Here is a 23,131-nt window from a genome sequence, read left to right as displayed (position 1 = left end):
CTGCTTTATCCCCATCCCCAATGCGTAACATTGGAGGATGTTTGCTATCTTTGTTGTCATAGTAGAAATGATTTTATCCCACCGGTCAAGACGGGAATCAAATCTACGAAAAATCCCCTGCCGGGCATTGCCAAGCAGGGGTATTTTTATATTGGAATCAAGGGGGTAGGATTATTTTAGCACAAGGGGGCAGAATCGCTTGGTTTTAGGGGGCAGCTTACACTGGATTTTCCAGGCTCTTTACGAATGAGACGATACAATGTATCACGACTAATTCCAAACAAGGCATAGGCTTCTGATACCTTAATATAGTCTTGGTCTTTAGGAATACTTTTTACTACTTCATCCAGCCTAAGATTTCTTTTTTCCTCGTCTTTTCTACGTTTCCAAGCAATCTTAGAACATCGAGGAGAACAATACCACGATTCTATGGTCTTGGCTAAAAACTCTTCTCCACAAATCGAGCATTTACGCTTTATTTCAAATTTTGCAGCTGGCATACAGTAACTTATAATTTGTTATTTTTGAGCATGTATATTTTTGTCGCACGTTATCTACTTTTTTGTCGCGGAACAATTATGGTACAAATATACAATAAAAATCCGAATAACAAGCAAAGTCAAAGAAAAGTGATATAAAAAGAAATAGGGCATAACTAATTGAGTTACACCCTATATTCTTATTTGTAATTATCGTTGTTTACCGATACTTACTTCACCTCCTCAAAATCAACAGTATCTCTGTATGAGCAACTTGCGTACACGTGTTGCAATTATATCGCAAATCCGAAAATAAGCATCCATAAGCAACCACAGCTCTTGACTGCAATAGTACGATTTTTATTCATAAATAAAGAGATGTAAACGCATAAAAATCAAAAGAAAGCGATGTTTTTAACAGATTCTTCGGTTTTATCCTTACCTTTGTATATGATATTGGGATGTTATACCCAAACAACAATAAGAAAACGATGCAGATACATAACAAATTCAAGTTGTAAAACTATTTATTATATTGAGATATGTCAATATGGAGCAAACTCATAGGAATCAAGAAAACCGAGGATAGAAACAATATCATCGGCAATAAAACCACCTCTGTACCATGTAGTGCCCACAATTATGCCATAGTAGATGTTGAAATAGGCTTGAAAGACCATAGAATCCATGATATAGGAGCCCTCAAGCATGATAACACGACATTTCATAAAACCTCAAAAGAAGAACTATTCATTTTCTTAAACGATGTAGACTACATCTGCGGACACAATATCGTTCACCATGATGCTAAATACCTGTTTACGGACAAAATATGCCGCTGGATTTTAGTTGATACACTTTATGTTTCGCCTTTACTGTTCCCTGAACACCCTTACCACAGGCTTGTGAAAGATGACAAACTGATGAGCGAACAAATGAACAATCCGGTGAACGATTGCAAGAAAGCAAAAGACTTATTGTTGGATGAAATAGCATGCTGGCATTCATTACCGAAAGAAAAGCGTATACTATTTGCATCGCTGCTGAAGGACAAGAAGGAATTTGAAGGATTTCTCAGTATGGTAAGTGCGGAGTATATCCATAAAGGAATACCTGAACTTATTAAAGAACTTTATGCCGGAAAGATTTGCCAACATGCCGATCTTGACATGCTCATCAACCAATATCCATGTGGATTGGCATACGCATTGGCTCTGATTGACACCACCGATTACCGCTCCATCACTCCCGGATGGGTACTTTATAATTATCCGGAAGTGGAATTTATCATAAAACTTCTGCGACACACTACTTGCAAAGAAGGCTGCGACTACTGCCATACGCAATTGGATGTGCTCCATAACCTAAAAACATTTTTCGGATATGAGCGCTTCCGGACATACGAAGGCGAGCCACTGCAAGAACGTGCTGCCCAAGCTGCGGTAAAAGGGAAATCGCTGCTGGCAATATTTCCTACCGGCGGTGGTAAATCACTTACCTTCCAACTGCCTGCACTCATGGCGGGACACTCCGTGCACGGGCTTACGGTTGTCATCTCCCCCTTGCAGTCTTTGATGAAAGACCAGGTAGACAACCTTGCCGACAGAGGCATCACGGATGCCGTAACCATAAATGGGATGTTAGACCCCATCACAAGATCGCTGTCAATACAAAGAGTACAAGACGGAGAAGCCTCGTTGTTGTATATCTCTCCCGAAATGCTCCGTTCAAAAACAATCGAGAAAATATTGATGGCGCGCCACGTTGTAAGGTTTGTGATAGACGAAGCGCACTGCTTTTCTTCATGGGGGCAGGATTTCAGAGTTGACTACCTCTACATTGGCAAATTCATCCAGAAATACCAGCAAAAGAAAAAATGCAAAACCCCGATACCTGTATCCTGTTTCACGGCCACGGCAAAACAGAAAGTAATCCAAGACATCTGTGACTATTTCAAGCAGACTTTGGATTTGAACTTGGAATTATTCGCATCAACAGCCTCAAGAACAAATCTACACTATTCCGTCATACATGTAGAGAATGACAATGACAAATATTTAAAATTGAGAGAACTTGTAGCAGAAGCCGATTGTCCGGCAATTGTTTACGTGTCACGCACCAAACGGACAAAGGAACTGGCTGCAAAACTGACTCGTGACGGTTACAAGGCACTCCCTTTCAATGGGAAAATGGAAGCCGATGAAAAAATTGCCAACCAAGATGCTTTTATGAACGATCAGGCACACATCATCGTGGCCACGTCTGCATTTGGTATGGGAGTCGATAAGAAAGATGTCGGTCTTGTAGTGCATTATGATATTTCCGATTCGCTGGAGAATTATGTACAGGAAGCTGGCAGGGCAGGTCGTGATCCTGGTCTTAGCGCACGTTGTTATGTGCTTTACAGTGACAATGATTTGGACAAGCATTTTATATTGCTAAACCAAACGAAACTTAGCATTAGTGAAATACAACAGGTATGGAAAGCCGTCAAAGACCTTACCAAACACCGTATGAAAGTCAACTGTTCTGCGTTGGAAATTGCCCGGCAAGCAGGATGGGATGATTCGGTATCTGACATTGAGACCCGTGTACGGACAGCATTAGCAGCTTTGGAACAAAGCGGATACTTGGTAAGAGGAAACAATGTACCTCATGTATATGCCACGGGAATAACGGTAAAGAATATGGACGAAGCAAGAGAACGCATAGCAGCATCACTACTTTTTGGCAGCGATGAAATAGAAAAGGCAGTCCGTATCATCAAGTCATTGATTTCTCAAAAACATATCGCCAAGGCTCAGGATTCGGAAGCAGAATCACGAATCGATTATCTGGCAGACATTTTGGGACTAAGCAAAAGAGATGTTATATCTGTAGTGGAGCGCATGCGACAGGAAGGTATATTGGCAGACAGTAAAGATATATCTGCCTATTTGCAGGATGCAGGTGATTCGGAACGAAAGTCACAAATCCTCCTCGAACGCTTTGCAAAACTTGAACAATACATCCTTAATCATATTCCCGACGGAACTTTACGAATATCATGCAAGCAACTGAATGAAAATGCCGTGAACGACGGAATCAGCACATCCAAAGAAAAAGATATCCGGACGCTGCTCTATTTCCTCACCATCAAGGGGTACACCCGTAAGAAAGAAGATGCGGTCCGCAATATGGAAATAAGTCGCCAGGCAGACTTCGAGTCTACTATGAGACGCTTTGAGAAGCGATTGGAGATAAGCCGTTTTGCCGTGGAATGGCTATATCAATCAGCTTCTTATGCAGAAAAGGAAAACATGCCCGGTAAAGCCATCCAGTTCTCCGTGGTAGAACTTCTGAACCGAATAAAGTCAAGCACTCAATCCCTTTTCAGCAGACTTGATGACATTCAATTAGAAGACGTGGAAGAAGCACTTCTGTATTTGTCGAAAATCGGTTCACTAAAACTTGAAGGCGGATTTTTGGTACTTTATAATGCCATGAATATCCAAAGAATAAAGGACAACAAGTCGAGATACAAGCAAGACGACTATCGGATGCTCAACGAATTCTACAAGTTGAAAATCCAGCAAGTGCATATTGTAGGCGAATATGCCAATCTGATGGTAAAAGATTATCATGCGGCCTTGCAATATGTTCAGGACTATTTCCAAATGGACTACAGAAAGTTTGTCATAAAATATTTCAAAGGAGACAGAGCAAACGAGATACAACGTAACTTGACACCACATAAGTACAAACAATTATTCGGACAGTTATCCAAACGGCAATTGGATATTATCTCAGATAAAGTTTCACGTTGCATTGTGGTTGCAGCCGGCCCAGGTAGTGGAAAGACACGTGTATTGGTCCACAAACTGGCCTCACTTCTGCTACTTGAAGATGTGAAACACGAACAGCTCCTGATGCTGACCTTTTCAAGGGCAGCCGCTACGGAATTCAAACAAAGGCTCATGGAGTTGATAGGCAACGCCGCCCACTTTGTCGAAATAAAAACCTTCCACTCTTATTGCTTCGACCTCCTGGGACGGATAGGAAATCTTGAGGATTCAAAGAATGTCGTTTCAAAGGCAGCCGAGATGATATGCCAAGGAGAAGTAGAACCAAACAAAATCGGTAAGACAGTATTGGTTATAGATGAGGCTCAGGATATGGGAGCTGAAGAGCATGCGCTTGTAAAGGCTTTAATAGCTAATTATGAGGAGATGCGTGTGATAGCAGTGGGAGACGATGACCAGAACATCTATGAATTCCGCGGTTCCGATTCCGGTTATATGTACCGACTGGCACAAGAAAGCGGAAGCACGTTTGTCGAAATGACCGAAAATTACCGCAGTGCGCGCCAGCCGGTGGATTTTGCCAACGGATTCTTGAAAAATATACATAAAAGGATAAAAAGTACACCAATTATCTCCATGAGAAAAGAAAAGGGTTGGGTTGAAGTGATACGCTATCAATCGGAATATATGTATCAGCCGCTCGTCGAAAACTTGCTTCAACATAGGGATAAAGGAACTTCTTGTGTACTGACCCAAACAAATGAAGAGGCCGTTATCCTGATGGCTCTTTTGCGGAAACATGGCATAAACAGTAAACTGATACAATCAATGGACGGCCTACGTTTTTGGAATATGGCCGAAATGAGATATTTCCTGAGGTATATAAACAAGCGGATAAAAACACCGTTAATCACGGAAGAGCTGTGGGAAGAAGCCAAGCATAACACCTTCTCTACTTATGACAGGAGTCTAAGCTTGATGTATGTGAAGCGGTGTGTGGAACTGTTTGAACAAACCAACAAAACAAAATATTTCAGTGACTTCAAGGAGTTTGTATTTGAGTCGTCAGTGGAAGACTTTTGCGACACATCAAGAGCCGACGTTGTGGTATCAACTATTCACAAGGCCAAAGGCAGAGAGTTTGACGATGTGTATATGCTCATATCCGACAATTATGTAAAGGATGCCCATCTGATGCGTCGATATTACGTAGGAATAACCCGTGCGAAAAACAGGCTGTTCATACATACAAACAGTGATTGTTTCAATCATTTGAGTGCAGACCGCTATCTTATGGATCAGCGACAATATGACATGCCTGAAGAAATTGTACTGCAACTCTCTCACAAAGATGTCAATTTGGGATTCTTCAAAGAACGGAAACAAGAGGTTTTAGCACTAAGAGGAGGAGATTCTTTAATTTACAATGATTTCTTCTTGTATAGTTCATCGACCGATAAACCTATAGCAAAATTATCATCAAGAATGCAGGGCACGTTATCTGAATGGGAACAAAGAGGTTATAAGGTGCAATCTGCATCTGTACGGTTTGTTGTGGCATGGAAGCCCAAAGATGCACCGAAAGATGAAACGGAAACGGCTGTTCTCTTAGCAGACTTGAGACTTTCTTTGTAAGTTAAAACACTTGAATTTATCATATTATCACTACCTTTGTGATAAGAATTAAATATTATACGAATAATGCAGATACATAACAATACATTGATAACAGAATGCTCAGCTTACGATTTCAAGGAAATGCTGGAGCGTAAGAAAGTGAAGTCGTGGCTTAAATCCGTGTCGGCTTTTGCCAATACGGACGGTGGCAGTTTGTTTTATGGAGTGAATGATGACGGCGTAATTGTAGGGTTGGAGAATCCACAAGCCGATGCTGATTTTATCAGTGAAATGATAAAGGCACGACTTGACCCTGTGCCGGAAGTTCAACTTATTCCGATAGAACACGAAGGGCATACCCTGCTTGAAGTGAAAGTAAAGACAGGAACGCTTACACCTTATTATTACTATCAGGATGGAACACGTACCGCATATATACGAATTGGCAATGAAAGTGTGGAGTGTAATTCGCAACAACTTCTTTCATTGGTATTGAAAGGTACGCACATGACATGGGATTCTCTTCCTACCCAAGTGGATGCCAGCAAACATTCTTTCATCATCCTTGCCAATACCTTCCGTGAGCAAACCCATCAAGAATGGAACGACAAGTATCTGGAATCATTCGGACTAGTAACTCCTGACGACAAACTGACCAATGCAGGATTGCTGTTTGTGGATAATTGCACGGTATTTCAATCGCGTATTTTCTGCACCCGTTGGACTGGACTATATAAGGATGATGCCATCAGTTCCGTGGAACATCGGGCTAACCTTGTGCTGCTCTTAAAATATGGTATGGATTTCATCAAAAACTATACCATGAGTGGCTGGGTGAAGATGCCAAACTATCGCCTTAACCTCCCCGACTATTCCGACCGCGCCATCTTCGAAGGATTGGTAAACCACCTTATCCATCGAGATTACACCATGATGGGCGGTGAAGTACATATTGACATTTACGATGACCGAGTAGAACTAGTATCACCTGGTGCCATGCTTGACGGCACACAGATTCAAGACCGTGACATATACAAAGTGCCGTCCATGCGCCGCAACCCTGTCATTGCAGATATGTTCACACAATTGGACTATATGGAGAAACGTGGTTCCGGCTTACGCAAAATGCGAGAGCTTACAGAGAAGCTACCCAATTTCCTACAAGGCAAAGAACCACAATATCAAACGGAAGCGACTTCTTTCTACACCACATTCTATAATCTGAACTGGGGTGACAATGGAAGAATACCTGTTGAGGAAGTGGCTAACAGGGTAAACAGTACCCTCGAAAAGTACCCTGAAAACGAAGAAAGTTCGGTGGAAAAGTTCGGTGGAAACAGCAAAAGTTCGGTGAAAACCTTTGGTAATACGCAAGAAAGTTCGGAGAAAGGTTCGGAGATAATCCCAAAAGGTTCGGAGAAAAAGTTCGGAGATTCGAAAAACAAATCTAAAAGCATTGGGAAAACCACACAAAAGATTATTGATTTCGTCATTTCCGACCCATCAATGTCTGCAGAAGCAATGGCCTATAAAATAGGAATAAGCTCCCGAGCCGTAGAAAAACATATTTCAAAGCTTCGTTCTATGGGAATTTTGTCTCGTGAAGGAGCAGATCATGGTGGCTATTGGCGCATTATTGTTAACCCTCAAACTGAGCAATAAAACTATGGAGACATCTTTCATACCATTCAGTGTAATAATTGCCGTTTTGATTATCGCCTTTTTGTTTGCCTCTTTGCCACAGGTAAACCATAAAACGCGATACAAAGTACTTTATGCAATAGCCATCATCATGTTATTAGCTGTTATCCCTATTAGTGAATATATGGCTGGTGGCATACAAAACTCAAGTAACAATTATCTGCTTGTCCTAATATTCGATATTGCAGTAGGATATTTCTGTATGTATATTGCCGCTTTACTGAAGTTCAATGTTCTTAAACGAAAGAACCAAGCATTAGAAAACGCCTTGACAGAAAAGCAACAAGAAAATGTAGCAATCCTATTGGAGCATCAAAACGAAAAACAACAAGCACTTCAGCAAAGAGAGCTTGAATGGTTAGCTGGGAAAATAAAGATGTTTACCGAAAAAGAACAGGAAGCTATTCTTGCCAGTGCTCTATCATTTGCTGAACATGACTTGATAGTTGCTCCCTCAATAAGCATACAGCCCAAAGAAACATGTAGTCAGCAAGAACTAATGTACTTTGTCTGCTCTGCTTTTTACAATATGGATAAAAGTCGTAGTGAAGTTGTGGGTTTCTTATATAAAGTTTTTCCTCTCTATTTTCCAGCAGGAGAAAGTGCATTGGCTAAAAAGATGCCGGGATTGGAAAAGGTAAAAGAAAGAAGGGAAAAAGAAAACACTCAGAAATAAATATCTAAATTATCAAAAACATGGATAATGTTAAAAAATATACTCATTCTAACTTTTTCACGAATAGAGACAACAATACCCTCATAAAAGAATTTGAGGGCATACTACACCATAATCCTCATATTTGTAATCTTGATGCAGTTGTCGGTTTTCTCAGAGCATCAGGATATTTTTCTTTACGTCCTTTCCTAGACAACATAAATAAGGTTAGGGTCTTAATAGGAATAAATGTAGATAAATACATTGCACAAGCAACAAGGCAAGGAAAGATATTTTTTGGAGCAGAAGAAGAAGTAAAAGAAGAGTGTCTACGTGAAATTCGCCGAGATATAGAGCATTCGCATTATAGCAAAGAGGTCGAAAATGGAATGTTCCAAATGGTGAAAGACCTTATTGATGGTAAATTGGAACTAAGAGCGCATCCTTCAAAAAAAATACATGCCAAAATATACGTACTTTATCCAAACGATTTTAATCAATACACCCAAGGAATGGCTATAACTGGTTCCAGTAATCTTACTGGAAACGGACTAGGCATCACGGAGGAACGTCAGTATGAGTTTAATGTAAAAATGGATAGATATGATGATGTAAAATTTGCCAAAGAAGAATTTGAATTATTATGGAAAGAAGCCGAAGGATGCGAAATTACGGCTGATGATGTAAAAACATCAATAGATCATACATACCTCAAAGGTGATGCTTCACCTTATGACCTTTATATTAAAATGCTCATGGAGTATTTTTCGGATAGAGTCATGGCAACAGACGATAACAATCCATTTGATATGCCGGAAGGGTATAAGAAATATGATTACCAAATGGATGCTGTGGAAGAAGGTTATCAAAAGCTACTGCGTTACGATGGCTTTTTTCTTGCTGATGTTGTAGGTCTTGGCAAGACTGTAATTGCTACAATGATAGCTAAGAAATTCTTAATCGAGAATGGGCGTGACAAAACAAAAATTCTCGTCGTCTATCCACCTGCCGTAGAACACAACTGGAAAGCAACATTTAAAGATTTTGGCATTGACAAGTTTGTTAATTTTATTTCCAATGGCAGTTTGTCTAAGATTCTCGATGAAGACAATTATAACTACTGGAATGCTGATGAATTTGACCTTATTTTGGTTGATGAAGCACATAAATTCCGCTCGCATACAACCTCTGCCTTTGAGCAATTGCAGGAAATATGCAAAATGCCCCGTATAGAAAATGGAAATATTCCCGGCTTTAAGAAAAAGGTAATGCTTATTTCAGCAACACCTATGAATAATACACCTGCAGATATATACACAGAAATCCAATTATTCCAAGATCCACGCCGATGTACGATTGATGGTGTATCAAATTTAACGGCATTCTTTTCACCTCTTATTAAAGAATTTAAACAGCTAAAAAGAGAGCCAAATTTCGACATAAGTCGATTCAAGAAATTAGCAGAACGAGTTCGAGACCGCGTTATCAAGCCATTGACGGTTCGGCGTACACGTACTGACATCGAGAACGTGCCTCGATATAATAAGGATGTGAATGGCTTTCCAAAAGTAGAGCGTCCTATAGAAAGTCGATATGAGCTTAATGAGCATCTCGCTGATTTGTTTGAACATGCTATGCTTACTCTTGAAAAGAACTTGACGTACGCTCGTTATCAAGCTATAGCCTACTTGAAGCCTGAAGCGGCACAAGGACTGTATGATAACGCGGAATTAATAAGCCGCAGCTTAGCTGGAATCCGTAAAAACGGATTGGTGAAGCGGCTAGAAAGCAGTTTTTATGCTTTCCAAGTTTCATTAGACAATTTCCGTCAAGCAAACCAAAATATGATAGATATGTTTGACCGCAACAAAGTATTCATTGCTCCGGATCTTGATATCAATATGCTATTAGAATCAGGGTTGAGTGATGAAGAAATTGAGGAGAAACTAAATGCCAAAGCGGAAGATAATCCCAAAAATGCAGTATTCACTGCTGATGATTTTAAGCCTGAATTTATAGAAATGCTTAGAGGAGATCAGAATACACTTGAAATGTTATGTTCAGAATGGGCAGATATAAAAGACGAAGATGATTCCAAGTTCACAAAGTTCAATGAGCTGCTTAAGCATAAGTTGTTCAAATCGGAACGCAATCCTGAACAGAAACTAGTTGTATTTTCAGAATCAGTTGACACAGTAGAGTATTTGGCACGCCGTATTAATCGTAAAGACGTATTGGTAATCTCCGCTGATAATCGTAGTAAGCAGTTCAAAACTATCCGTGAGAATTTTGATGCTAACTATAAGACAAAACTCAATGACTACAATATCATCCTCACCACAGATGTGCTTGCTGAAGGTGTAAACTTGCATCGAGCAAATGTGATTGTAAATTATGACACTCCTTGGAATAGCACCCGACTGATGCAACGTATTGGTCGCGTCAATCGTATCGGTTCTTCATCCAAACATATATACAATTACGTTTTCTATCCATCCCGTGAAGGAAACCGTGAAATCAATCTAAATCAAATCGCATTAAGTAAGATTCAAACCTTTCATTCCACCTTCGGTGAAGACAACCAAATTTACTCACAAGAAGAAATTCTTGACCGCGACTTAAGTAAACTCTTTGATGAAGGCATGAAGAAACAAAAGGAAGAATGTAATCAAGAATTGCCATATTACGAGGAACTCCGTGCACTCTATCAAAACAACCGTAGAGAATATAATCGCATAGCAAAACTCTCATTGCGTAGCCGTACTGGTCGTGAAATGAAAAAAGTAGATGGAGTAACACTTGCAAATGACACTCTTGTATTCCTGAAAACGAATTTCCGTAAGGTATTCTTTTTGGTCTCAGAAACAGCAGAAGAACTTTCTGTGCTTGATGCTCTAAAATATTTCAAAGCTCCCAAAGAAGAACAATCCGCAGAGCGTATAGAGCAACACCATAAGCATATTAATATGGCTTTACGAAAATTTCGCATGATGCAGGATGAAGAAGCACGTTCTCAAGAAACTACCCATGAGGAACAAGGTTCTGTTGGAGTGCAAGTTAGTACCGCTGTAAATTTGTTAAATAATTTCATTCGTGAAATAGACGATAATGAACTATACATAAAAGTAGTTCAGCTCAAAACATTAGCGGAAAGAGGTGTCATCACCTACATAGCTAAACGCTTACAACGCATACAGAAAAACTTGCGTCGCGTAGGAGGTAAAGCCAGAATGACACATGATGAAGCACTTGCAGAAATCATTGATATGGCAAAAAAGTATGCACCATATTATACGGCACAAGAATCTCTGCTTAATGAGCAAGAGACTAATGCAGAAATTATTTTATCAGAATCATTCAATAAACTCTAAAAATAGCAATATGAACTACAAAGAAGTCATCGAATCTAAATATAATCGTGAGGCTTGGCAAAAATTGCTTTATGATATATTCCGAAACAAAATTAGTTTTTGGAACACTCCTTCTGCGGTCCACGTAAGTAGCCGCTTAGCTAAAGAAGCATTGAATCTTGGCAAAATATCTCTTGTAGATGGAGAATCTATAGCCATATACGAAGTGGAATTGAGTGACAAAGTTGACATTGAGCGTAACCGTCGTGGCATTCGTGATATGCTCACTACAGATTGGCGTAATATGGGGTATGCTGGAGCATTTATGTTCTGTTATCGTAAGGATGAAAGCATTCTTAGATTCTCATACGTAAGTGAAACTTGGGGGTTTAACAAACAAGGCGAATATGAAAAGATGTCAACTAATACAAAACGCTATACATATTTGCTTGGCGAAGGTCGTGGATGCCGTACTGCCATAGAACAGTTTGGCACATTGAAAAATAGCAAACAGACACTCAGTGACATAACGAATGCATTTTCTGTCGAGACACTCACAAAGCAGTTCTACAAGGATTTATTCGAATGGTATCAATGGGCTATAGAACCATCATCTAATGTTTCTTTTCCCAATAATACGGGAACTGAAGATGATGACCGTGAGGATTTAGAAACAAAAGTAATTCGACTTATTACCCGTATTATGTTCGTATGGTTCATCAAGCAGAAGGACTTGGTACCACAACGGATATTCGATATTGATTATTTGCAGACTATCCTAAAAGAGTTTGACCCATATAGTCAGACTGTTGGAAACTATTACAATGCAATTCTCCAGAACTTGTTCTTTGCAACACTTAACCGTGCTATTGAAGATGAACAAGGAAACAAACGCAAGTTCGCTACCAATATAAAGAAAGATATCAAAACCCTCTATCGCTATGCCGAAATGTTTAACATCAGCGAGAATGATGTCGTTACCTTATTCTCAGAAGTCCCCTTCCTTAATGGTGGACTCTTTGAATGCCTTGATAAGACCAAGACGATTGACGGTGTTGAACAGGCCTACAATTATGATGGCTTCAGTCGCAACGACAAACGTTTTGCTGATGGGCGCTATCGCAATCGTGCCATTATCCCTAACAATCTGTTCTTCGATTCAGAGAAAGGACTGATTTCAATCCTCAGCCGCTACAACTTTACAATAGAGGAAAATTCACCCGAAGAACAGCAGGTAGCCCTTGACCCAGAATTGTTGGGTAAAGTATTTGAGAATCTATTAGGCGCATACAACCCCGAAACAAAGGAAACAGCGCGAAATCAAAGTGGTTCGTTCTATACGCCCCGTGAAATAGTCAATTACATGGTAGACGAAAGTCTCATTGCCTATTTAGGAGATACTCAATTTGTACGTTCCTTATTCAATCCAGATTTCACCCTTGACAGAGAAAAACCAGAAGAATATCAGCGTGTCGCTAAAAGATTAAAGGCTATCAAAATACTTGACCCGGCTTGTGGTTCTGGAGCATTCCCGATGGGATTGCTTAATCGCATGATAGATGTGCTCTGTCGTATTTCTCCAAATGAGAAAGTGTATGACTTGAAATTGGCAATCATAGAAAATTGCATCTATGGCAGCGACATTCAGAGTATCGCAGCCCAAATAACAAAACTACGCTTTTTTATCTCACTGATTTGCGATTGTGAAAAAGATGCTTCTAAACCAAACTTTGGCATACCGACATTACCAAACCTCGAAACAAAGTTTGTCGCTGCCAATTCTTTGATTGCTAAAAAGAAGCAAGCTTCACACTGTTTATTTGAGAATCCGGATATTGAGCCAACAAAACAGAAATTGATAGAAGTCCGTCATGAACATTTTTCTGCAAAAACTGCTAACCGCAAAAGTACCTTACGAGAAAAGGACAAGGTATTACGTGAAAAATTAGCTAGATTACTGGCGGATGACAAAGACTTTGCCCCTGAAGATGCTATACAATTGGCAGCATGGAATCCTTATGACCAAAATACAGTAGCAGAGTTCTTCGATCCTGCTTGGATGTTTGGAGTCAGCGATGGCTTCGATATAGTAATAGGTAACCCTCCATACATCCAGTTACAAAATAATGGTGGTGAATTGGCTAAACTCTATGAACCATGTGACTATAAAACATTCGCAAAAACGGGAGACATATATTGCCTTTTCTACGAACGTGGATGGCAATTACTGAAACCCAAAGGTCATCTTTGTTATATCACGTCCAACAAATGGATGCGTGCCGGATACGGAGAAAAAACACGTGGATTCTTTGCTAAGAATACAAATCCCCAATTGCTTATAGACTTCGCAGGCGTGAAAATATTTGAGAGTGCTACAGTTGATACAAACATCTTACTCTTTTCTAAAGAAGATAACGAGCATAAAACTTTATGCGCTGTCACCAATAAACAAAATAAAGATGGCGTTAAGAATTTGAGCGTTTTCGTGCAGCATAGCGGAGCGGTGTGTGATTTTTCTTCTTCCGATTCATGGGTTATCCTATCTCCTATCGAGCAAAGCATCAAGCGGAAGATAGAAGCCGTAGGAACACCTTTGAAGGATTGGGATATTCAAATCAACTATGGAATAAAGACAGGTTATAATGATGCTTTTATCATTGATACGGAAAAACGTGAAGCGATATTGGCGAATTGCCAGACGGAAGAAGAACGCAAAAGAACGGCTGAACTTATACGACCGATTTTGCGTGGCAGAGATATTAGGAGATACGGGTATAAATGGGCTGAATTATGGATTATCAACATTCATAATGGTATAAAAGGTAAATTACCTCGCATCAAAATCGAAGATTATCCTGCCATAAAAGCTCATTTAGATTTATATTGGGATAAAATATCGAAAAGAACAGACAAAGGAGATACGCCATATAACCTTCGTAACTGTGCTTATATGGAGGATTTTAATAAGCCAAAAATTGTCTATCCCAACATGACAAAATATATGCCGTTCGTATATGATGACAATGCTTATTGTACAAATCAAAAGTGTTTCATTATAACAGGTCAAGCTATAGCATATCTTACAGCATTCTTCAATTCTTCTTTGTTCAAGTTCTGCTTCCGTGATTCATTTCCAGAACTACAAGGTGGAACTCGTGAAATGAGCAAAATTTTTTTTGACAAAATTCCAGTAATGCAGGTGACAGACGAAATGAATGCACGATTCAGGTCTGCTGTTAATGATATTCAGAATGTATATAGCAAGTCGAAAGCCATGGCAATAGATTCCATGATTTTCGACTTATATAATCTATCAGAGAAAGAACGACAAGTTATTGGCTTTGTTGAGATTGAGTAACAAAATCAGTGATGTAGTTGATTTCAGCAGGAGATAAATCGTATAGTTTGAAAGCTAAACGGTTTATTTCCTTTTCTGTTTCTTCCGAGCGATGTTCCAAGACCTCTTCCAGTAAATTTTCAAACAAGCATTCCATATCTTTATTCATCGGTATCAAAATAGGTTCAATGGCTTGTACGCTTACAAGCAAGTCTCCAGTACCAGTCTTGGGAGAATCTTTGAACATATAATGCCCCATAAGAGAATTTAATATGCAGCACAAATAAGCCATGTGTTGCCCTGTGGCAAAGCAGGTACTATCAAGACCCAAATTACCCGTAGTGTCATACGAGAAGCGAAGTATTGACCCTATACGCTTCCATATTATTTTTGGCCGCATAAAATCCTCCCAATAGCTGATGCTGTCTTGTGTTTCAAACCACTTATTGTGAGTCTTCTTGCGAGCCTTGATTTTTTCGCCGTTGATAGAATAGGTCTTGCCTGTCTGCTCCAGTCTTTCTTTGCCAAATGAAAGAAGATGTCGCTTTACGGCAGGGTACAGCTCTATGTCGTAGTGACGTGATGGAAATGTGGCTATGAGGTACTTGTCAGCCCACTCATATTCATACCTCCTAATATCTCTGCCACGCAAAATCGGTCGTATAAGTTCAGCCGTTCTTTTGCGTTCTTCTTCCGTCTGGCAATTCGCCAATATCGCTTCACGTTTTTCCGTATCAATGATAAAAGCATCATTATAACCAGTAAGTACACCTCGATAGATATTTATATCCCAATCTTTAAGTGGAGTTCCAACCGCTTCAATCTTCTGTTTGATACTCTGTTCAATGGGAGACAATATCACCCACGGGGTAGAGCCTGTAAAGTCGCACTCCACGCCTTGTTGCTGCACGAAAACGCTCTGTTTCATTCCGTCAAAAACTGTTTTATAAAACGGTCAAGCGTATTTCTATCAACTTTACATAATTTAGAAATTTTACGCTTAGAAACTTTTGCCTTTAAAAGTTCATGAATAAGATTTTCTTTTCCATGAAGTTTATATTTTTCTACAGAACTTTTTCTTCCCTTTGGTCGTCCCAATGTCACACCTTCAGCTTTTTTTCTTGCCAAAGCCTCCTTCGTGCGCTGGCTAATAAGATTACGTTCAATCTCAGCAGATAGTCCAAAAGCAAAGGCAAGAACCTTACTTTGGATATCATCACCAAGACGATAGTTGTCTTTTATAGTCCACACACGACATTCTTTGGTCATACAAATATTTAATATCTCCATAATCATGAATAGATTTCTTCCCAATCGTGATAATTCTGCACAGATAATGAGATCATCTTTCTGAATCTGTAGTAAAAGCCTACCCAATTCACGTTTATTGTATGATTTCATACCACTAATGGTTTCCTCAATCCAACCATCAATTACAAGTTTATAACGTTCACAGAAATTATTAATTTCAAAACGCTGATTCTCTACTGTCTGCTTATCGCTGCTTACTCTAATGTATCCGTAAATCATAATTTTATTTTTTATTATTTATACTTTATAGAATATCCCATAATAACAAGAAAAATCCTTTTAGCCATATTCTATAAGAATATAAAAGAATAAATCCTTAATAAGCAGTATTTTTTATATGCAACAAATTCTATTTCTTTATTTTGAGTTTCTCCATTTTTTTAATATAAGTTCAGATTGTTCCTTTACAGCCCGATACATCGAATAATACGCAAAGCTTTCTTCCTTATACTTCATACTGCTAACAGAAGCAGTAATAGCCCATGTAACAATAGCGACAATAAAGACCACAACATACTGGAGTTTTATATGATGCCCACGTATAAACATCCCATTAATATTGGGTGGAATAATGGTTACTGGATTTTTCAATTCATTGATTTTTGCAAGTATCTCATCCTGCCGTTTTAATATGCAATCCGTATTTGCTTCAATAGTCATACGATTGAGATTGTAATCGCAAACGTGCCGATAAAGATATTCAAGAAGTTTGGACTTCTGCTTGAATAATTCAATGAGTTTCGGGAACCATAGTGAAAATGGTAAAGTGTTCGGCTGTTGTTTCCAAATATGTTTCTTTACCACAGACAAGGCTTCATTCCAACAAGTGCAGAAACCTTTAGCGACTCCATTATAAATGGTCTTTTCGTCAAAGTCCACTTTTACAGATTGTTCCGATTTAGAAACAGTGGCATTCTGTTTTTCAATACATTCTTTTAGCTCACTGATACTTTGACGCAAATTTGCAAGATTCGCAGCTACTACATCTTCTTTCATTATCTTCTACGTTTTGAGGGTTTATAGAAAGGTTCGTTTCTTTGGCTATCCTTGTTTTTATCGTCTCGCCATCCTTGTTCATTGCTTGTTCCTCCACCTCCACTGGAAGTTATGGCCTGATGGGGTTGAATAATCAATTCTGTAGTTACATTGCCCGACGTAACGCAAAGGCTGTTAAAACTCAAATCACAGTCAAGTTTAGAACCTGCAATGCTAAATTCATCCATACAAAAGGATATACCACGAATTTTATCAGAGTTCTCAACATGATTAAAACGCATATCTATGCCCTGACCTTTGAGAATGCCAAGAAAATCATTCCATGAGCGAGATACAGCCAGTGCATCAAGAGCTGCAGAACGTAGATTATACTTCCGTAATTGATGAGGACGTAAACGGCTCTTATTTCTGGCTTTGCTGTTTTTAGGGGCAAAGTAAAGTTTATATTCTTTGGTTAAAGCTCGACAGACTTTTGCATTTCGTATCCGTTCGTTGCTATCAGAAATGAGATTACCGTCATTATCTATCCGATTGAACACTATATGGCAATGTGGATGTTCCGTATCATGATGCCTGGCTATGATATATTGGGTATTGCTAATCCCCATCTGCTCCATCCATTTCTTGGCAATCTCCACCATAAGTGTATCTCCTTTTTCATCATCGGAAAAACGGATGGTATCTTGCGGAGAGAAAGCAAGTGATACGTGTTTCACCGAACTTTTTACTTTCGGACGCATAGAAGCTTGTATCTGAAAAGAATCGGCTATGGTCTTATTGCTGATGGCACAGACACCTTCGTATGCTAAAAGTATGGCACTCTTTTTCTTGTTCTTTTGATCATTGGCGTAATTTACTATCCCTCCAAAATCGGCTCTTGTTTTAATCTTCGCTATCATGATTGTTATTCTTTACTTGGGTGATAATTCTACTGACTTCTGATATAATAGAAAAACATTGTTGTTTCACTGCTTCCAAACCATAGATGTGCATCTGATGGGCAATCTGGTTGACATTATTGGCTATACCGGAAAGGTCACGGATTGCCGATACCATTTCCGGACTGATACGCTGACCAACTTCACAGCCCATTGCAGCCTGATGGCAAAATTCATTGACAGACAGTCCAGCCTGTTGGGCTTTGGATTGGATATAGATATAGTCGTTCTCGGTAAACATTACCCGGAAACATTTCGTGCGTTTCTGGTAATTCGCTAACTTTGGGCGACCACCAAGTTTCTTTTTCTTCATACTTATCTAAACTTTGATGTGCATAAATTGATTTTTTGAGAGTGGCAGTTCTATCCGCTTGCCGCCTAGGTTTTAGTGACACTAAAACACAAACTTGCCACTCAAAAAATCTTCCTATATTTACCTTGTTCTATTCGGCTTAGTTTGCCATCTTTGATAAAGGCTTCTATCCATTTGTTTGCCGTACTTCCATTCTCACCTAAAGCTAAAACAGTTGCATCATAATCTTTTTTGGTAAATGTTTCGGGCAACATATTATAAAGGGTATTCCTTCGTGCGTAAATGCCCGTTTCTTGTGAAAGGGATTGTAAACGTTTGGGCTGATTTCCTGACAAGTTTCGATAGATGAACACTGCATGGCAAAGCAAGGTTTCACAGATACTCATGGCTATGGAATAGTCATATTTATGGCAAATTAATTGTATAGTCTCGTCAGAGGAATATGATTCGTGAGGCATATTCTCCAAATGCCGGACAGCAGTCAACACCATCATTATACGATAGGCAATCAGCCCCATCCGACGGACTACACCCTGCATTTTGTTATCTACTTCGTCACAACATTCATCATTCACCCGACTGAGATATTCTATAAAATGTTCCTGCAAATCAGAGGGAAGAGAAAAGGAATAATTACCTTGCCTAACAAATTCTTCATGTAAATGGCAGAATTTATCCCCCAATAGTTTGAACATGGCATTCTTGGATTGGGAAATATCATTTGTGGCAAACACGTTTCTTATACCTCTCTTGAAGCGAATGATATAGAAACAAAAACGGCTCATCAGACCGTTTTCTGCATCAGGTATCAATTTTCTTACTTGTTCGGGAGTTCCTGCCAAAGCGACTGACACTCTTGGATTGCTGACTTCGCAATATTCCCTGTCCTTGCGGCGGCTTAAACTGACTAACTCATGGTGGAATGCTTTTCGCAATACATCAGAATAATTACCATAGTCCGACTTCAAAGTCTGGCTTAATGTGTCACCTTCCGATTCAAATAGTAGTCCGATACCGTCATTATCTCCCAATATCTTCAAGAAAGAACTTGCACTACTATTGGCAGGAATGACAAGCATTCGCATGGGCGGTTCAGCTGGCATGGTCATTCCACCATCTTTCTTGCCTTTGATGTAAGCGTTTATTGCTTCCTTATACTCCTGCTCCAATCGTTTGGAAAGTTCATGCAAATTACGATTGATAGGGGCTACAAGTTCCCGGCACAAAGTCAACGCACCTTTCCCCATACCGGCATCTGCAACAACAAACAGATAAAGATTCGGATAAACGATTCGTTCATCGTAAACTCCGCAAACATTGTGAAAGCAGACAGACAAACACACAATAGCTCCAATCAATATCGTATCACGGTCATCCAGCGATATAGAATTGTTAACAACCTCATTTAGGAAAGGGGGAAGATGCGCAAATACACACTCAGGAAATGCTGGAAGTTCTTCCTCTGACTTTATCCATTTACCCGTTTTTCTATTTTGGATATTTGGAAAAATGGATAAATGTTCTTTGCTGAATGGAGCCAGCGAGATTCCGGCTTGGTTTGCCAGATGGAAGAAAGAACGAATGGTAATACCTTGTCCTTTGGATTGCAGACAATGCGTGTATTGTTTGTCTGTCTCTTCCCTTTGATAGTGAAGATAAAACCTACTAATGCGGTGATAATACTCCCGTCCGTTTTCTCCCAATCCGTCCACAAGCGCAAAACCCAATTCTACCCAATCTTTATAATTGGGTGCTATATCAATGGCACGCTGCTCTATTTCCCAGACAACATGTTCCACATCTTCCTCTACCTTATTATATAATGAAGTGATACTTGGTATATCTGTTTGCTTTATTTCAGAAGGGACATTCTCCCAATCTTGGGCGAAAAATATTTTCTTCGACATCATCTTTATATTTAGGGTTAATATATGCTTGTGGATCATGTGGCAAAAAACATGAACGAGCAACGTCACTTCCGGACATATCTACTAACGGCAAGCCTGTTGCTTTGATGCAGTTGGCAACAGCCTTAAAGTACCGGAAATGTTCCCAGCCTTTCAAGTCTACAGGTATGATCCATTTTAATCCATTACCGGATGGACTGACAAACAACAGTTCCGTATCGAAATATTCATGGTTGAGTAACTTTTGCTTTAGTTCCATAATATCTTCCACATGATCAAAGTCCAGACACATCAATCCGGAGTGCATTATCAGTTCCTTCTCATTCCGCTTACCGAATAATCCAGAAAAAGTACAATAGTCAAAATGGGTGGTTTTGTACCTTTTGGCTTCAGGAGAAGTTAACATCAGACGTAGAGCTTCGGTTTGTGGTTGTGCATAATGCCCGGTGATATAGCGGTACACATCCACAATACCTACAGCTCTTATCGGTTCGATGTTCTGGATAGGCTTGCGAAAGAATGAAAAACAATAATCAGTCGTTCCCATCATCTGATAATCTTTTTGGATTCGACAAATCGTCTAGCTTCCTCCATCAAGTCATTCTGTGTCTTATGCGATTTGTTCTTCAACCAGTCATCTATTTCCGATTGCAAGAAAGCCAATGCCTTATTTATTTTATGTACGGGAATCTGTTTAGTTGATACCCATCCATAAACCGTTTGCTTGGCTGGATGCGATGGCAGATAAGCGCATAGCTCATCTATATCCATCCACTTGGGTGAATCACTTGCCTGCTTATGTTGCAAGGCATTTACTTTGGATTGTAGTGATTCTACGGACTCAATCAGGTAGGACAACGCATTTGGCATTTCCTCCAACGAATTTACTTTATAAGCCATTTTCTTCGTATTAAAGTTGATGCCGCAAAAGTATAGGGATGTTTATGAGTGCTAAATAGGTGCTTGAAAGCCACCAATCAACCGCTCATTTACCACTGACAGATTTAAGTTTCATTAATACGAGAATTTATTGGAAAACATAATAAAAGGGAAATAAACTATTATTGGGACTAACACATTCCTCACCGAAAGTCTCAATGCTACAAAACACCCCTCAAAAAGCCGATGCTTCATGAGGGGCAAATGGTGGTAAGTATATGATTGGTATTACATAAGTCGTTGATGCTCAATGGTGGATATAACCACCACAACCTATAAATCCAAATTTTCTATATACAGTGTATTGGCGGCTTTCTCCTTTTGTTCGTTTACAAGATGCGTATAAATCTGCGTAGTTTTGACGTTTGTATGTCCCATCAAAGACTTGATTGTGTATATGTCAACGCCATTTTCCAGCAACAGCGAAGCGTAGCTATGTCGCCCACAATGGAAGGTGATGTGCTTCTTGATACCGGATGCTTCTATCCAGACTTTCAGAGGACGAGAAATCCAAGAGGCATCGGTCAGTCCTTCAAAAACAAGTGCTTCATCATCGTTTGGACGTATGCCACATAATTGAAGTGCTTGTTGGATGACAGGCTTGTAATCCGGTCTTTTTGTCTTTTGCTGTACAACGACCGCTTGCCATGTTCCCTTATTTGTTTGTTGAATCTGTTTCCATTTCAAAGATTGAATATCACTATGGCGCAATCCTGTGAGAATAGAGAACAAGAACGCACGTTTCAAAACATCATCCTTGCAAGGGGTATCAACCAACATTTGCACCTCATTCATGGTAAGTGCAACACGGGGTTTCTCAATGTTTGTTATTCCCTTTACTTTTGCACTTATATCAACTGTAAGATATTCATCAATAAATGCCTGTTTCAGTCCGGCTTTGAGTATGGAGAAATAGGTTGATGCCGTATTTTGTGAGATAGTACCTTTCTTATTCCCTCCCATTGGAGCACGAAGAAGGAACATCTTTATATCTTCAAGCAGTTTAACTGAAATCGCCTTGAATGGAATTGGTTGCTCATGCGAATACATTTTCAATAATTCGCCTACACGCCTCCAGTTAACTATAATCGAATCGGAACTATTGGGATGACGTGTGCTTATAATACCATTGAAATACTTGATAAAATCCTGTTCGCTCCGCTCATTCTGTGCAGCGATTTCGTTTTCCTTATCAGTGTAAAGGATGGCACTATCGTATTCGTGTTGGCGTAACTTACGGATATTGTCAGCATAGATACAAGCCTCTTGGTCTATCGTTGAACGGCATTGGATAATCCCATTCAAATCACGCTTAGGCTTATAGTTGAATGTTCCATCTGGCAAAATACGTGCAATGGACGATTTGTCCCAAACAGGCGTGGATATAGTCCGGTTAATGGATTCCACCACACGGCTTGCCCGTTTAGAACCTCGCTTATAAACTGGGTATGATTCTATAATCAGATACCACTCTTCTTTATAATTCGACCTTCTGAGTTTGACGGTCACTTTGGTATTAGGTAATGCTTTCTTCATTCTACTTCTGACTTATATAGATTATCAATTTCTTGCTTGGGTACATACACATAGTTTCCTATTTGTCTTGAGGGAATAGAGTATTTTCTAACATGTGCCCATACTGAACTGTCATTAATATGGTACTTCTCACAAATCTCAGTAATGGTATAGCAATCCTCCGGCTCTAAGCTGTATATTTTAGGAGCAGGCTTTTCTTTCTCCGCAATACTTTCCGGTCTGTTTAGAAAAAGCCATTCCATTTCAGAGCGTTTGATACGTGTGAGCCTT

The 23,131-nt window shown here is 39.5% G+C and carries 16 protein-coding genes and 1 pseudogene; 6 read left to right on the top strand and 11 right to left on the bottom strand.

The window, feature by feature from the left end:
- Window positions 1-180: hypothetical protein (locus ACESTD_RS17460; RefSeq protein WP_373159039.1), on the top strand; the 180-nt coding region annotated here is incomplete at its 5' end.
- A gap of 59 nt (window positions 181-239) precedes the next feature.
- Here the strand turns inward: ACESTD_RS17460 and ACESTD_RS17455 are convergent.
- Window positions 240-500: pseudogene (locus tag ACESTD_RS17455) on the bottom strand (DNA-binding protein); the annotation flags it as partial.
- A 521-nt stretch (window positions 501-1,021) separates the two neighbouring features.
- Here ACESTD_RS17455 and ACESTD_RS17450 point away from each other — a divergent pair.
- The 5 genes from ACESTD_RS17450 to ACESTD_RS17430 all read left to right on the top strand — a co-directional run bounded on the left by ACESTD_RS17450 (window position 1,022) and on the right by ACESTD_RS17430 (window position 14,942).
- Window positions 1,022-5,896, top strand: a complete 4,875-nt coding sequence (locus tag ACESTD_RS17450; RefSeq protein WP_005809776.1) for a RecQ family ATP-dependent DNA helicase — start codon at window positions 1,022-1,024, stop codon at window positions 5,894-5,896.
- A gap of 66 nt (window positions 5,897-5,962) precedes the next feature.
- Window positions 5,963-7,540 carry an ATP-binding protein gene (locus ACESTD_RS17445; protein ID WP_005809778.1) on the top strand — a complete coding sequence of 526 codons (1,578 nt, stop codon included), beginning with the start codon at window positions 5,963-5,965 and terminating at the stop codon, window positions 7,538-7,540.
- Window positions 7,541-7,544: 4 nt separating this feature from the next.
- Window positions 7,545-8,255, top strand: a complete 711-nt coding sequence (locus tag ACESTD_RS17440) for a hypothetical protein (protein ID WP_005809780.1) — start codon at window positions 7,545-7,547, stop codon at window positions 8,253-8,255.
- Window positions 8,256-8,275: 20 nt separating this feature from the next.
- Window positions 8,276-11,605 (top strand): helicase-related protein, encoded by a 3,330-nt coding sequence (locus ACESTD_RS17435; protein WP_005809783.1) that lies wholly within the window; start codon window positions 8,276-8,278, stop codon window positions 11,603-11,605.
- Between the two features lie 10 nt (window positions 11,606-11,615).
- Window positions 11,616-14,942, top strand: a complete 3,327-nt coding sequence (locus tag ACESTD_RS17430) for an Eco57I restriction-modification methylase domain-containing protein (RefSeq protein ID WP_118147469.1) — start codon at window positions 11,616-11,618, stop codon at window positions 14,940-14,942.
- Here ACESTD_RS17430 and ACESTD_RS17425 read toward each other — a convergent pair.
- From ACESTD_RS17425 to ACESTD_RS17380, 10 genes are all read right to left on the bottom strand, one after another.
- Window positions 14,917-15,849, bottom strand: a complete 933-nt coding sequence (locus ACESTD_RS17425; RefSeq protein ID WP_118147468.1) for a TaqI-like C-terminal specificity domain-containing protein — start codon at window positions 15,847-15,849, stop codon at window positions 14,917-14,919. The genes ACESTD_RS17430 and ACESTD_RS17425 overlap by 26 nt on opposite strands.
- Complete coding sequence (locus tag ACESTD_RS17420) at window positions 15,846-16,451, bottom strand: master DNA invertase Mpi family serine-type recombinase (RefSeq protein WP_004302103.1); 606 nt, start codon at window positions 16,449-16,451, stop codon at window positions 15,846-15,848. Before ACESTD_RS17420 ends, ACESTD_RS17425 begins: the two co-directional genes overlap by 4 nt.
- A gap of 138 nt (window positions 16,452-16,589) precedes the next feature.
- Window positions 16,590-17,228, bottom strand: a complete 639-nt coding sequence (locus ACESTD_RS17415; protein WP_005809789.1) for a hypothetical protein — start codon at window positions 17,226-17,228, stop codon at window positions 16,590-16,592.
- Window positions 17,228-18,127 carry a relaxase/mobilization nuclease domain-containing protein gene (locus tag ACESTD_RS17410; protein ID WP_195289125.1) on the bottom strand — a complete coding sequence of 300 codons (900 nt, stop codon included), beginning with the start codon at window positions 18,125-18,127 and terminating at the stop codon, window positions 17,228-17,230. The genes ACESTD_RS17415 and ACESTD_RS17410 overlap by 1 nt, the downstream gene beginning before the upstream one ends.
- The gene (locus tag ACESTD_RS17405; protein WP_004302091.1) at window positions 18,111-18,479 is read right to left on the bottom strand and encodes a MobC family plasmid mobilization relaxosome protein; all 369 of its coding nucleotides are present in this window, start codon (window positions 18,477-18,479) and stop codon (window positions 18,111-18,113) included. The genes ACESTD_RS17410 and ACESTD_RS17405 overlap by 17 nt, the downstream gene beginning before the upstream one ends.
- 101 nt (window positions 18,480-18,580) lie before the next feature.
- On the bottom strand, window positions 18,581-20,386 hold the full coding sequence (locus tag ACESTD_RS17400; RefSeq protein WP_103877985.1) for a DUF3987 domain-containing protein: 1,806 nt from the start codon (window positions 20,384-20,386) through the stop codon (window positions 18,581-18,583).
- Window positions 20,337-20,936, bottom strand: a complete 600-nt coding sequence (locus ACESTD_RS17395; protein ID WP_015532580.1) for a BT4734/BF3469 family protein — start codon at window positions 20,934-20,936, stop codon at window positions 20,337-20,339. The genes ACESTD_RS17400 and ACESTD_RS17395 overlap by 50 nt, the downstream gene beginning before the upstream one ends.
- Window positions 20,933-21,286 (bottom strand): helix-turn-helix domain-containing protein, encoded by a 354-nt coding sequence (locus ACESTD_RS17390; protein WP_005809798.1) that lies wholly within the window; start codon window positions 21,284-21,286, stop codon window positions 20,933-20,935. Before ACESTD_RS17390 ends, ACESTD_RS17395 begins: the two co-directional genes overlap by 4 nt.
- 312 nt (window positions 21,287-21,598) lie before the next feature.
- The gene (locus ACESTD_RS17385) at window positions 21,599-22,861 is read right to left on the bottom strand and encodes a site-specific integrase (protein ID WP_195289124.1); all 1,263 of its coding nucleotides are present in this window, start codon (window positions 22,859-22,861) and stop codon (window positions 21,599-21,601) included.
- Window positions 22,858-23,131 (bottom strand): helix-turn-helix domain-containing protein (locus ACESTD_RS17380; RefSeq protein ID WP_373159038.1); only part of this gene is annotated, 274 nt, incomplete at its 5' end. The genes ACESTD_RS17385 and ACESTD_RS17380, both read right to left, overlap by 4 nt.

The organism is Bacteroides sp. AR20, from assembly GCF_964250605.1.
Classification (GTDB): Bacteria; Bacteroidota; Bacteroidia; order Bacteroidales; family Bacteroidaceae; genus Bacteroides; species Bacteroides uniformis.
The sequence above is the reverse complement of the archived record's forward strand: the minus strand, read 5'-3'. Positions and strand labels throughout refer to the sequence as shown.

Bases quoted from the DNA above. Each gene is read 5' to 3' on its own strand.
- ACESTD_RS17435 (WP_005809783.1), top strand. From the start codon at position 8,276: ATGGATAATGTTAAAAAATATACTCATTCTAACTTTTTCACGAATAGA.
- ACESTD_RS17400 (WP_103877985.1), bottom strand. From the start codon at position 20,386: ATGTCGAAGAAAATATTTTTCGCCCAAGATTGGGAGAATGTCCCTTCT.
- ACESTD_RS17395 (WP_015532580.1), bottom strand. From the start codon at position 20,936: ATGATGGGAACGACTGATTATTGTTTTTCATTCTTTCGCAAGCCTATC.
- ACESTD_RS17450 (WP_005809776.1), top strand. From the start codon at position 1,022: ATGTCAATATGGAGCAAACTCATAGGAATCAAGAAAACCGAGGATAGA.
- ACESTD_RS17390 (WP_005809798.1), bottom strand. From the start codon at position 21,286: ATGGCTTATAAAGTAAATTCGTTGGAGGAAATGCCAAATGCGTTGTCC.
- ACESTD_RS17415 (WP_005809789.1), bottom strand. From the start codon at position 17,228: ATGAAAGAAGATGTAGTAGCTGCGAATCTTGCAAATTTGCGTCAAAGT.
- ACESTD_RS17425 (WP_118147468.1), bottom strand. From the start codon at position 15,849: ATGAAACAGAGCGTTTTCGTGCAGCAACAAGGCGTGGAGTGCGACTTT.
- ACESTD_RS17410 (WP_195289125.1), bottom strand. From the start codon at position 18,127: ATGATAGCGAAGATTAAAACAAGAGCCGATTTTGGAGGGATAGTAAAT.
- ACESTD_RS17440 (WP_005809780.1), top strand. From the start codon at position 7,545: ATGGAGACATCTTTCATACCATTCAGTGTAATAATTGCCGTTTTGATT.
- ACESTD_RS17385 (WP_195289124.1), bottom strand. From the start codon at position 22,861: ATGAAGAAAGCATTACCTAATACCAAAGTGACCGTCAAACTCAGAAGG.
- ACESTD_RS17405 (WP_004302091.1), bottom strand. From the start codon at position 18,479: ATGAAGAAAAAGAAACTTGGTGGTCGCCCAAAGTTAGCGAATTACCAG.
- ACESTD_RS17430 (WP_118147469.1), top strand. From the start codon at position 11,616: ATGAACTACAAAGAAGTCATCGAATCTAAATATAATCGTGAGGCTTGG.
- ACESTD_RS17420 (WP_004302103.1), bottom strand. From the start codon at position 16,451: ATGATTTACGGATACATTAGAGTAAGCAGCGATAAGCAGACAGTAGAG.
- ACESTD_RS17445 (WP_005809778.1), top strand. From the start codon at position 5,963: ATGCAGATACATAACAATACATTGATAACAGAATGCTCAGCTTACGAT.